This is a genomic window from Gimesia sp. (genome assembly GCF_048260065.1).
GTDB lineage: Bacteria > Planctomycetota > Planctomycetia > Planctomycetales > Planctomycetaceae > Gimesia.
In genome coordinates, this window is the sequence record NZ_JBLXHC010000039.1 from 1 (window position 1) to 10,939 (window position 10,939).

Here is a 10,939-nt window from a genome sequence, read left to right on the forward strand (position 1 = left end):
AGGTTCAATAAACTATGTTTACCACGCGTTAAAGAATACCACCACCGGCTCGACCTTCTTTCATAGTTTCACCCTTTGCTTTTTGCATCCACGCTATAAACGGCAAAGATCCGATACGGTCCTGGCTCGCAGCCTTTAAAGACATCCTGTGACAACAGAGTAAATGCATCTTCAAATGTTTCCAGCAGGCAATGGCGATTGACGGGGACGATTTCTGCCATGTGGTTACAGGAGAGACAGGAGCATTCTGGAACAGGCCCCAAAGAGAAGGTGACGATATCATAGCCTTCCCGTTGTTTTGCCGAGGGAACTTCGACGCTGGTATGCAGTGCGTTGTCGGCAGCGAAGGGTTGCCAGTCACCCTTTGCATGGTACTGCTGCTCAAAAACTTCGTAGTAGAACAGTTTTGTTCCCGCCAGATCGAATCCCGCTTCCTCTGCCAGTGACCGGATGGTAGCGGGAGAATTGAAGAGCCAGTAATTGTTGTGTTTCCAGATTTCGGTGTAGTCGCCAAAATTCTCAGAAATGCAGTTACTGAGCGAGTAAATGTTTTCGACCTGATCATTGGCAAGCCAACTGGTATCCGTCTCAACGCGTTTCGCCAGATAACCTGCGGGAACCATACCGGTCATCACTCTTCTTCCAGAATATGCGTTGGAATGCCGTCCAGGCTCTGCTGATTTCTGTCGTGCCAATATTGGTGGATACCGGCTTCTCCCTGTTTGCTGGCCCAGTTGATGAGCTGTTCGCGTTCCTCGACGTAATCAAAATAAGGGACCGCCATCCCGCAGGAGGTCTGCACCAGATCGACCTGCAGATCGAATACCTGCCGGGCACCGGGGATGGAAGGAAAGTGTGCAAACAGTTCTTCCCAGTCGGCATCGTAAGGGTGAATGACGCGTGCCTGCCCGTAGAGCCGCAGGATCAGAGGCTTGCCGGTAAACGCGCAGAACATCACCGTCATGCGTCCGTCCGTCTGAACATGAGCCGACGTCTCATTGCCGCTGCCCGTCATATTCAACCAGATCACACGGTTCGGACCCAGCACACGAAATGCATCCATGCCCTTCGGCGACACATTGATGCGACTGTCGGCGGTCGCCGTTCCCACAAAGAACAGCTTTTGTGCGGCGATAAATTCGATATGCTGTTCTTCCAGTTCGGGTAATTGTTTTCCCATGGTCCGGTTGCTCTCACTTAAAATTCAACATCAGAAAGTCGGCAGGCAGCAGAGTACGATGTCGGGATCATAGCAGAGGGACAAGAACCGGGCAAAATCGGTTCGAGAAAATTCACCACCACGAAACAGATCAGCGGTTACTGATACTGACACCGATAGACCGTGGGACTCACGCCGGTCTGTGATTTAAAGACCTTCGAGAAATGGCTGTGATCGTAAAAGCCGGTCTGGTTTGCAATTTGTGAAATGGTGGCGGTCGACGATGTCAGCAGCCGACAGGCAGCCTGCACGCGAACGTGACTGATGTAACTGGCCGGGCTCGTATCAAACAGCTTGCGGAACCGGCGCTGAAACTGGCTGGTGGACAGTCCCATCAACGCCGCCAGTTCAGTCACGGTGATTTCGCGCTGAAAATGATCGTTAATGAAATCGAAGACCTGCTGCATTTCCAGATAAGGGGCAATCGCCAGCCCCGCGCGGCGGAAGTCGCGCATCATCCCCACAATACCCGCCACATTGCCGTGCACGTCAAACAACGGTTCTTTGATCACCTGAAACCAGGTCGTCGTCCCTTCGCCGCCCGTCACCGGATGCACGAGATCAACCAGCGGTTCTCCCGTTTCCATCACGCGACGATCTTCCCGACGATACGCTTCAGCCTGGTCGCGGGCATGAATATCGAAGTCGGTTTTGCCGATCAGCGTTTCACCCGATTCCACCTTGAGCCAGCTCAACAGCGCTGCATTATGGTTGATGAAACGCCCGCGTTCGTCTTTCACCACCAGGTACACATCGGGCAGATGTTCGAACAGGCGGCAGGTCTGCGCGATACCGGGGACTTTTTTGAAAAACTGCTGTTGTAACGAAACATTCATAATAAATTATCGGGACCAGAAATGCGCCAAATATACACAAATTCGCCTCGAATTTCCAAGACGCACGCCGACCCGTCGATTACAATTTACGAAACCGGACAGACTCTGGTTTCACCAGCCCGCTATAATCAATCATTCATATACCAGCCGACTCTTTTTCCAGGCTAACGAGGAGAAACAGATGACGAAGAAAAGTGCTCTCAATCGTCGTGACTTCATGAAGACGGCCGCTGCCGCCAGCACCGTTTTCACGGCCCCCACCATCATCCCGGCAACGGCGCTCGGTCTGAACGGGACCGTGGCTCCCAGCGAACGGATCATTCTGGGAGGGATCGGTATTCGTCGACGTGGCGGTTATGTTTTGAGTCACATGCTTGAGCAGCCCGATGTCCGTTTCGTCGCCATCGCCGATGTTCGCGCTGATCAACGCAAGACCGTCAAAGAAATGGCCGACAAAGCCAACGGCGATCAGAAATGCGACACGTATCGCGACTTCCGCGAACTGCTGGCCCGCGATGATATCGACGCCGTCCTGATTGCGACCGGCGACCGCTGGCATGCCACCGCGTCCATGATGGCAGCCGAAGCCGGCAAAGATGTGTACTCCGAAAAACCGTGTGCGATCTCCATTGAGCTGGCACGACGACTGCAGGAAACCATTCAACGGACCGGACGCGTCTTCCAGGCAGGAACACAACGCCGCAACGTTTCCAACTTCGCACACGCTGCCAGCCTGGCGCAGACCGGACAACTGGGAAAAATTCATACCGTCCACGCTTCGATTTACCAGTTAATCGATCGCCACGACTGGCTGCCTGCCGAACCAGAGCCCGATCCGGAAGTCGTCGACTGGAACATGTGGCTTGGCCCTGCACCGTGGCGGCCTTACAATCATGCTTATGTCGATGGTGCCTGGCGCGGACATTACGACTTTGACTCGGGTGCAAAGCTGCTCGACTGGGGTGCACACACGCTGGATATCTGCCAGTGGGCACTCGAAGCCGACGATACGATGCCCGTCACATACGAACCCAAAGATGTTCCCAATGACAACGTTATCGAATGCGTCTACGAAAACGGAATCAAGCTCGTCATGCGTCGCAATGGCTGGCTCGGTCTGGGTACCTGTCCCGTCCGTTTTGAAGGGGAAGCCGGCTGGGTCGAAACGGGTGACTCCGGACAGACTGCCGTCTCTTCAGATGAACTGCGGGCTTCCTTACCGTCTCCCAGTTCGATTCCGGGAACCTCACCCAAATTTCATGTGCGTGACTTCTTTAACTGTGTGAAAACCCGTTCCAAGCCGGCAGCCAACGAAGATGTGATGGCTCGTTCGCACATCGCCTGCCATGCCGCCGCGATTGCCTGGAAACTGGGACGCAAAGTGCAGTTCGATCCGGTAACGGAATCATTTGTGAACGATGAGGAAGCCAACCGCATGCGAAGCCGCGCCATGCGTGAGCCGTGGACCGTCTGATTCACGGCCTGCTCTCTGAATAATTTGAAACTCTCAATAACGTCTTCTTCCCCTGAGGAATTTGTGCTCATGTCTATCTGTCGATTTACCGTTTTCATTCTGTGCGCTGCCAGCCTGCTGCTGACACCGTTCACAGTTTCTGCTGCTGATAAAAATGCTCCTGAAACCGCCCGTCTGGTCAAGGTTCTCAACTCCGACGCCGACACCTACGACAAAGCAATGGCCTGTCGTCGACTCGCCGCCATTGGTGATGCTTCATCGGCAACTGCGATCGCCAAATATCTGGGCGATGAAAAACTGGCGACCTACGCCCGCTCGGCTCTGGAAAACATCCCCGGCCCGGAAGCAGATAAAGCACTGCGTGATGCATTGAAAACCGTCAAAGGGAATCTGCTGGTCGGCGTGATCAATTCGATCTCCAAACGCAAAGACAAGCAGGCGGTCGGTGACCTGACTCCACTCCTTTCCGATAAAGAGACCAACGTAGCCATCGCTGCCGCTCACGCACTCGGCGAAATCGGTACGCCGGAAGCAGCGAAGTCACTGCAGGCGGCACTCGGGAAAGGGGATACGAAACTGCAACAGGAAGTCGGTTTCGCCTGCCTGATGTGTGCAAAGTCACTGGCGGAAGCGAAAGACAATACAGGTGCGGTTGCTCTCACCGCTGCGGTCCGAAAAGCGAATCTGCCTGAAAACATTCAGCTGGCAGCAACACAACGGGCCATCGTATTCCAGGGAAAAGCAGGTCTGGGACTCCTGGCAGAACAACTCAAATCAGACAATCTACAACAGTTCCGCGCCGGTCTGCAGGCCGCTCAAAAACTGGGAAAACTTTCTACGTCTACTCTCGTCGATGCGTACCCGAAACTGTCTGAAGAACACAAGGCATTACTCGTGGCAGCACTGGGAACATTACATGACTCCTCTGCTCTGCCTACCGTCGTCAAAGCGACCTCCGGCGATTCACAGGAACTGAAACTGCAGGCGGTCTTCGCGATCGGCGAACTGGCTCCTGCAGCGAATGACGAACAGAAAACTCAGGCGCTGAATCAACTGCTGGCGCTGGTCAAGCAGCAGGATGCTGATATCGCAGGGGCTGCAGAATCGGTAATTGTGAAACTGAATTCCAGCCAGCCTTCTGCTGAAATCGAAAAACAGATCGACTCCAGTATCCGTAAGCTGCTGGAGAGTGAAACTCGCGAATCGCAACTGGCGGGTATCAAACTGGCAGGCGACTGTCGTCTCAGCTCTGCCACTCCGGTCCTGCTGCAGCTGGTGAATCATTCGAACCCGGAAGTGAAGTCGGCAGCGATCTCCGCTCTGGGTGGCACCACATCCCTGAAAAATCTTCCGCAGTTAATCAAGCTCGCACTCACATCCAGTCCCGACTCGCCTGCCAGCCAGGCACTCATCGCCGCCTGTTCGCGGCTGCCTCTGGAAGAAACCGCACAGGCGCTGGCCGGCGCCATGCAAGGCGCAACCACGGACCAGAAACTGATCCTGCTGGATCAGCTGGCAGCCATCGGCGGCAAAACAGCTCTGGACACGGTCGTCGCAGCTGCCCGTTCGAACGACGACGCATTGCAGAACAAAGCGACCGACCTGCTGGGGAAATGGGTGACCATCGATGTCGCCCCCCCTCTGCTGGAACTGGCAAAAACACTGGATAACAACAAATACAAAATTCGTTCGCTGCGGGGGTACATCCGCGTCGCCCGGCAGTTGAACATGACTCCGGAAGAACGTCTGGAAGTCTGCAGAAATACCCTGGCGATCGCCGAACGCAACGATGAAAAGAAACTCGTGTTCGAAGTGCTCCGCCGCAACCCGACTCCACAGGCAGTCAACTACACGGTCTCGCTGCTCAAAGACAAAGCATTGAACGTCCCCGCGAGTGCCACGATTGTCTCCTGGGCCGAACAGGGAACTCCGATTGACGACGAACTGCTGGCTGATGCGTTACAGCGCGTCATTGCTTCCACATCGAATGGCGGTCTCAAACAACGGGCCGCTCAGCAGCACGAACGGATCTCTGCACAGGCAAAACAGGGCGAGAAAGAACTCGGCTTTCAGTCGCTGTTCGATGGAAAAACATTCGATGGCTGGCATGGCAACGAAAAGATTTTTCGCATCGAAGACGGCGAAATCATCGCCGGCAGCCTGACTGACAAAGTCGAGCGCAATGAGTTCCTCCGTTCGAATAAAGAGTACGATGATTTTGAACTCAAACTCGAATTCAAACTGCTGGGTGAAAAAACCAACGCCGGCGTGCAGATCCGGACCGCTGAAATTCCCGATCATCACGAAGTCAGCGGTTACCAGGCGGATCTGGGAACCGGCTACTGGGGCTGCCTGTATGATGAATCCCGCCGCAAAAAGATTCTCGCAGGACCTCCCGCTGAAATCCGCGATCTGCCGGTCCGCATGAATGACTGGAACAGCTATCGCATTCGCTGTGAAGGCCCCCGTATTCGCATCTGGATCAATGATGTACAGACCGTCGACTTCACGGAAGCAGACCCCCAGATTCCATTGAAAGGCATCATCGCGCTGCAGATTCACGGAAATCTGGTGAATGAAGTGCATTACCGGAATGTCCGCCTGCGGGAACTCTGATCGACGCTCAATAATCTGGAAAAACAGTCGTTCAGCAACATTTTTGATTTCCGCCCCTTGCGGTCGTCGTCTGTCTGGCGAAAATAGAAAGAAAGCAGATTCGCAATTCTTTCGACCTCGGCGAGGCATGGATGTCAGAAATCCCCCCACAACTGGAAGACCTTTTCAAACAGCTCAATCCGGAGCAGCAGGCAGCCGCCTGCCACGATACGGGTCCGCTGCTGATTATCGCCGGTGCGGGGACCGGTAAAACCACCACCCTTTCGCATCGGGTCGCGTATCTGATTGCGCAAGGCATCGACCCGAGCCGGATTCTGCTGCTCACCTTCTCCCGCCGCGCCGCGAATGAAATGGTCCGTCGCGTTGACGCACTGCTGCGCGCGATGAGCGCCGGTCGCGAAAATTCCGCATCAGCCCGTTCGCGAAGCATCTGGGGAGGCACATTCCATTCGACGGCGGCTCGACTGTTAAGGCGCTACGGACAGGCCATCGGTCTCCCCGATGACTTTACCATCATCGACCGCAGCGATGCGGAAGATCTGATGAGCGCCCTCCGCAGTGAACTGGAGCTGGGCAATAACGGCAAGAAGTTCCCCCGCAAGGGGACGCTGCTGGAAATCTACAGCCGTTGTGTGAATACGTGTTCCAAACTGGAACCGATCCTCGAACGGCATTATCCCTGGTGCCTGGAACATGCCGACGAGTTGAAGAAACTCTTTCAGGCATTTGTGGACCGCAAAGAGAAACAGAACATTCTCGACTACGATGATCTGCTGCTGTTCTGGCATGCGCTGGCCGCTGATCCCGCGGGTGGTAAACTGTTGCAAGGTCAGTTCGAAGCCGTACTGGTGGACGAATACCAGGATACGAATATTCTGCAGTCGGGCATTCTGAAAAACATCTGTCCGGACGGCGCAGGCCTCACCGTTGTGGGCGACGATGCACAGTCGATCTATTCCTTCCGGGCGGCAACCGTGCGCAACATTCTGGACTTCCCCCAGGAATACGAGGGAACGACCGTCGTCACGCTGGAAGAAAATTATCGCAGCACACAACCCATTCTGCAGGCGACGAACCAGATTATCGACGAAGCGCACGAACGCTATGAGAAAAACCTGTGGTCTTCCAAAATCAGCGGCGAAGCCCCCTGCCTGGTCGACTGCAGCGACAACAACGAGCAGGCCGACTTCGTCGTGCAACAGGTGCTCGAACACCGGGAAGCTGGCATTCCCCTGAATCAGCAGGCGGTTCTGTTCCGGGCTTCGCATCACAGCCTTTCGCTGGAAGTCGAACTGGCGCGGCGCAACATCGCCTATCACAAATATGGCGGTTTGAAGTTTATCGAAACCGCGCACGTTAAAGACCTGATGGCGTATCTGCGTCTGGCTGAAAATCCACGCGATGCGGTCTCGGGACTGCGCGTATTAACGCTGCTGCCCGGCATCGGTCAGAAAAAAGCACAACAACTGTTGAACCAGCTGGCGGAATCCGATTTTCGCTTTGATGCCTGGTCGGAATTCAAACCACCTGCGGCGACGGTCGAGCATTGGCCTCTGTTTGTTCGCCTGATGAAAAACCTGAGTTCGCCGCAATCAGAAAAGCGGGGCATCTCGGCGGAAGTCCATCAGGTGCGCACGTTTTACAGTCCCCTGCTCGACCTGCAATACGATAACGCGACATCGCGACAACGGGATCTGGAACAGCTGGAACAGGTTGCCAGCCGCTTCAGCAGCCGCATGAGTTTCCTGGAAGAGATCACTCTCGACCCGCCCAGCTCCACACAGGATGTCGCTGCCGCCAGCGGTGCCGACGATGACGATTTCCTGGTGCTGAGCACAATCCACTCTTCGAAAGGCCTGGAGTGGGACGCGGTCTACGTGCTGCAGGCGGCCGACGGTAGTATTCCGTCCGAGATGTCACTGGAAAGCGAAGCGGAAATTGATGAAGAGCGCCGCCTGTTTTATGTCGCGCTGACGCGGGCGAAAAACTGGCTCTACGTCTGCTTTCCTCATCGGCAATATTTCCAGAACCGCCGCTGGAATCAGGCACACAGCTATGCCCAGTTAACGCGATTCATTTCTTCAAAGACGATCCCGCTGTTTCAGCGACGTCCTGCGTTCAGCGCCGATGCGCTGGATACGCCTCAGGAAGCGGAAATCGAAACGACGGCAGAAGACATTCGTAAAAATATTCGCAACATGTGGTCTGCCTGACCGACGACTTATTCCTGTTCGTCGGTGGCTTCTGTCCCGTCCCCGTTTTCGTCTTCCGGATTTTCAACCGCTGTCGCGTCGGCGTCCGCACCAGCCGCCTGTTCCCAGGGAGATTTTTTCCGTGGCGGAGGAGGGCCGGGAAACTGATAGTAGACGCATTCGATACGACCGTTATACAGTTTGCGGCGGCGGGCTTTCTGCTCGTAAATGCGTTCGAAACCGGGATGAGAAGTCAGAACATAGATCGACCACATCTCCAGGGGTGCGAACACCCGTTTCATTTCGCGATAGATGACTTCGGCTGCTTCTTTATCTCCCAGTCGTTCGCCGTAGGGCGGATTGGTAATCAGACAGCCATATTTACGGTTTGTACTGAATTCGGAAAGGGGCTGATCCTGGAAATGAATGAACTCTTCCATGCCGGCCTGCTGCGCGTGATAACGGGCCATGCGGATCATGGAAGGATCGATGTCATAACCCTGCAGTCGATAGGCAATGTCAGTTCGCACGAGCGACCGGGCTTCCTCACGCGCCGCCTCCCACATTTCGGGAGGCAGTTGCTGCCAGCCTTCTGCAGCGAACTCACGGTTAATACCCGGTGCCGTATTCGTACCGATCAGAGCGGCTTCGATGGGAATCGTACCCGAACCACAACAGGGGTCGACAAACGGCCGTTCCCGGTTCCAGTAGCTGAGTTGAATCAGACCGGCCGCCAGTGTCTCTTTAATCTGCGCGCCGGAAGTCAATTTGCGATAGCCGCGTTTATGCAGCCCCGGTCCGGTGGTATCGATGCAGACGGAAGCCTTATCTTTCAAGATCGAAACACTGACCGAATACATCGGGCCGTCTTCCGGGAACCAGTCTTTGATGTAGTGATCTTTCAGTCGTTCGGCGATCGCTTTCTTGACCAGCTTCTGACAGTTTTTGGGGCTGTTGATTTTGGAACGGACCGCAGTCGCTCTGACAGGAAAGCGGGCCGAGGGGGGGAGCCAGCGTTCCCATTCGATATCGCGGATTTCATCGAACAGGTCATCAAAGTCGAGCGCCGTGAAGTCCCCCAGGCTGATGAGCACCCGGTCGGCACTGCGGAGCCAGAGATTGCAGTGGCAGATCGCGGCAAGATCCCCCTGAAAGGTGATGCGGCCGTTTTCAATCGTCTGCTCTTCGTATCCCAGTTGTTTCAATTCGCGCGAAACCACGGCTTCCAGGCCAAAGGCGGAAGTCGCAACGAGGGTGAGCGGCTCAGACGTATTCAACGGGGATCTCTTTCGATTTCAGTAAAACAGGTAAATCCGGTAGAAAAAGGGTCGGTCTCAGTTCATACTACTATAAAACGGCTTTCCTCGAAATCTACAGGACAACGGATCATAAAGAAGGTTTTCAACATGCGGAATACTCCCTCCCCCTATAATCGGCTTCCCCGCCGCGATTTTCTGAAACAGACCGCCGCGCAGGTATTAACGGGTACAGCAGTCGCCGGCATGCTGCAGGCTCAACACGGGCTGCTCGCAGGCGAAGATGCGAAAGCGAAATCAAAACCGGCAGCCGGTTACCAGCTGGGCGCATTCACCAAGAGCTTCCAGGACATGCCGATCCCTGAAGTCTGTAAAGCTTTCAAGTCGATTGGCCTGGACGGACTCGATCTGACCGTGCGCCCCAAAGGACACATTCTGCCCGAAAACGCGGAGAAAGAACTGCCGCAGGCCTGCGCAGCAGCGAAAGAGGCGGGCGTGAAAATCCTGTTTCTGACGACCATGATCGACGAGCCCGATAAAAACGCCGAACGCATTCTGGCGACCGCGCAGGAACAGGGGATCGATCGCGTCAAGATCGGCTACTACCGCTATCAGACTTTTGGCACACTGGCGCAGCAGTTGAAAGAGACCACAAAAAAGATCGGCAAGGTTGCGAAGCTGTGTCAGAAATATGAAATCCTGCCCTGCGTGCATGTGCACTCGAATGCGTTTCTGCCTTCGCATGGCACACAACTCTATCAGTTGATTCAGGATTATTCGCCACAGGAAGTCGGGGCGTACGTGGATATGCTGCACATGGTCAAAGAGGGGAGTGGCGACGGCTGGCGGCAGGGACTCGATCTGCTGGCCCCCTGGATCGCGCTGTGTGCGGTCAAGAATTTCTCCTGGGAACGGGGCGAGGGTCGCGACAAGCATGGTCACCAGAAATGGGAAGTCAAAACGGTTCCTGTCGCTGATGGAATTTCTCCCATTCCCGACTATGTCGCCGCCCTGCGGAAGCTGGGTTATGAAGGGACCTTCTCCTTGCACAGTGAATACAAAGGGCGTCACAGCTGGAAAGAACTGTCGACCCAGGAATGCCTGGATCAGACGGCCGTCGATGCGAAGTATTTCCGCTCGCTGTGGTCGTAAACAGAATCAAGAGATTGAAACGGTTCGGTGCTAGCTGCCGGTGATTTGCGGGCCTGTGTTTGGTTACCGGTGGCTAGCGCCATACCGTTTGGAATATTGCTGTTTATGATACAGGTTGGGGTGAAACTATGAAAGAAGGCCGAGCCGGTGGTGGTATTCTTTAACGCGTGGTAAACATTGTTTTTCTCAACCTT

Annotated in this window: 9 protein-coding genes; 4 read left to right on the forward strand and 5 right to left on the reverse strand. The window is 54.9% G+C overall.

Going from position 1 to position 10,939, the window contains the following annotated elements; genetic code table 11:
• Nucleotides 1-68 precede the first annotated feature (68 nt).
• The 3 genes from ACN0YN_RS30945 to ACN0YN_RS30955 all read right to left on the reverse strand — a co-directional run bounded on the left by ACN0YN_RS30945 (nt 69) and on the right by ACN0YN_RS30955 (nt 2,055).
• The gene (locus ACN0YN_RS30945; RefSeq protein WP_417388731.1) at nt 69-632 is read right to left on the reverse strand and encodes a hypothetical protein; all 564 of its coding nucleotides are present in this window, start codon (nt 630-632) and stop codon (nt 69-71) included.
• Nucleotides 632-1,180, reverse strand: coding sequence for a pyridoxamine 5'-phosphate oxidase family protein (locus tag ACN0YN_RS30950; protein WP_417388732.1), 549 nt, complete (start codon nt 1,178-1,180; stop codon nt 632-634). Before ACN0YN_RS30950 ends, ACN0YN_RS30945 begins: the two co-directional genes overlap by 1 nt.
• A gap of 137 nt (nt 1,181-1,317) precedes the next feature.
• Nucleotides 1,318-2,055 carry a helix-turn-helix domain-containing protein gene (locus tag ACN0YN_RS30955; RefSeq protein WP_417388733.1) on the reverse strand — a complete coding sequence of 246 codons (738 nt, stop codon included), beginning with the start codon at nt 2,053-2,055 and terminating at the stop codon, nt 1,318-1,320.
• 181 nt (nt 2,056-2,236) lie between these two features.
• Between ACN0YN_RS30955 and ACN0YN_RS30960 the strand changes: the two genes are divergently transcribed.
• From ACN0YN_RS30960 to ACN0YN_RS30970, 3 genes are all read left to right on the forward strand, one after another.
• A complete protein-coding gene (locus ACN0YN_RS30960; protein ID WP_417388734.1) occupies nt 2,237-3,529 on the forward strand; it encodes a Gfo/Idh/MocA family protein in 1,293 nt (430 codons plus the stop codon).
• Nucleotides 3,530-3,598: 69 nt separating this feature from the next.
• Nucleotides 3,599-6,145, forward strand: coding sequence for a DUF1080 domain-containing protein (locus ACN0YN_RS30965; RefSeq protein WP_417388735.1), 2,547 nt, complete (start codon nt 3,599-3,601; stop codon nt 6,143-6,145).
• 131 nt (nt 6,146-6,276) lie between these two features.
• The gene (locus tag ACN0YN_RS30970; protein WP_417388736.1) at nt 6,277-8,358 is read left to right on the forward strand and encodes an ATP-dependent helicase; all 2,082 of its coding nucleotides are present in this window, start codon (nt 6,277-6,279) and stop codon (nt 8,356-8,358) included.
• 8 nt (nt 8,359-8,366) lie between these two features.
• On the opposite strand, the gene ACN0YN_RS30975 is transcribed toward ACN0YN_RS30970, so the two are convergent.
• Nucleotides 8,367-9,614 (reverse strand): THUMP domain-containing class I SAM-dependent RNA methyltransferase, encoded by a 1,248-nt coding sequence (locus tag ACN0YN_RS30975; protein WP_417388737.1) that lies wholly within the window; start codon nt 9,612-9,614, stop codon nt 8,367-8,369.
• 129 nt (nt 9,615-9,743) lie between these two features.
• Between ACN0YN_RS30975 and ACN0YN_RS30980 the strand changes: the two genes are divergently transcribed.
• Nucleotides 9,744-10,745, forward strand: coding sequence for a sugar phosphate isomerase/epimerase family protein (locus ACN0YN_RS30980; protein ID WP_417388738.1), 1,002 nt, complete (start codon nt 9,744-9,746; stop codon nt 10,743-10,745).
• Here ACN0YN_RS30980 and ACN0YN_RS30985 read toward each other — a convergent pair.
• Nucleotides 10,700-10,939, reverse strand: a 240-nt coding sequence (locus ACN0YN_RS30985; RefSeq protein ID WP_417388739.1) for a hypothetical protein, incomplete at its 5' end; no start/stop codon positions are given. The two genes, ACN0YN_RS30980 and ACN0YN_RS30985, sit on opposite strands and share 46 nt — an antisense overlap.

Bases quoted from the DNA above. Each gene is read 5' to 3' on its own strand.
- ACN0YN_RS30945 (WP_417388731.1), bottom strand. From the start codon at position 632: ATGACCGGTATGGTTCCCGCAGGTTATCTGGCGAAACGCGTTGAGACG.
- ACN0YN_RS30950 (WP_417388732.1), bottom strand. From the start codon at position 1,180: ATGGGAAAACAATTACCCGAACTGGAAGAACAGCATATCGAATTTATC.
- ACN0YN_RS30955 (WP_417388733.1), bottom strand. From the start codon at position 2,055: ATGAATGTTTCGTTACAACAGCAGTTTTTCAAAAAAGTCCCCGGTATC.
- ACN0YN_RS30960 (WP_417388734.1), top strand. From the start codon at position 2,237: ATGACGAAGAAAAGTGCTCTCAATCGTCGTGACTTCATGAAGACGGCC.
- ACN0YN_RS30965 (WP_417388735.1), top strand. From the start codon at position 3,599: ATGTCTATCTGTCGATTTACCGTTTTCATTCTGTGCGCTGCCAGCCTG.
- ACN0YN_RS30970 (WP_417388736.1), top strand. From the start codon at position 6,277: ATGTCAGAAATCCCCCCACAACTGGAAGACCTTTTCAAACAGCTCAAT.
- ACN0YN_RS30980 (WP_417388738.1), top strand. From the start codon at position 9,744: ATGCGGAATACTCCCTCCCCCTATAATCGGCTTCCCCGCCGCGATTTT.